This window comes from Streptomyces sp. NRRL B-24572 (genome assembly GCF_002156145.1).
Taxonomy (GTDB): Bacteria; Actinomycetota; Actinomycetes; order Streptomycetales; family Streptomycetaceae; genus Streptomyces; species Streptomyces vietnamensis.
Window position 1 is genome coordinate 1 of record NZ_MWIG01001136.1, and the last position, 511, is coordinate 511.

Below are 511 nucleotides of genomic sequence, written 5' to 3' on the forward strand. Positions count from 1 at the left end.
GGTGAAGGCGTCGTAGATCTGGGCGACGTCCACGTCGGCCGGGCCGAAGTCGGCCTGCTTCCAGAGGTGGCGGGCGGCGGTCCAGGCGGGTCCTGAGAGCGGGTCGTCGTTCCAGTAGTTGACCATGCCGTGGTGCTGGGAGGGCAGGCCCTGGGCGGCGGAGTGCACGTAGACGGGCTTCTGCCGGCAGTCGCGGGCGCGCTCGGCGGAGACGATGACGCAGGCGAGCGCCCCGTCGGTCTCGAGGCAGTTGTCGAAGAGGCAGAGGGGTTCGCTGATCCAGCGGGCGGTCATGTACATCTCGCGGGTCAGCGGCCGCTCGTACATGATCGCGGCGGGGTTCTGGTTGGCGCGGTTGCGGCAGGCCAGGGCGACGTTGAAGAGGTGGTCGCGGGTGGCGCCGTACTCGTGCATGTAGCGGCGGGCGAGCATGCCGATCTCGTCGGCGGGGCGGAGCAGCCCGAAGGGCCGGGTCCACTGGCCGGGGGTGGGCAGCTGGACGGCGGTGTTC

At 71.0% G+C, this 511-nt stretch carries 1 pseudogene; it reads right to left on the minus strand.

Annotation, left to right across the window (positions count from 1 at the left end):
• Window positions 1-511, minus strand: a pseudogene (locus CCN56_RS40850) (lipid-transfer protein); the annotation flags it as partial.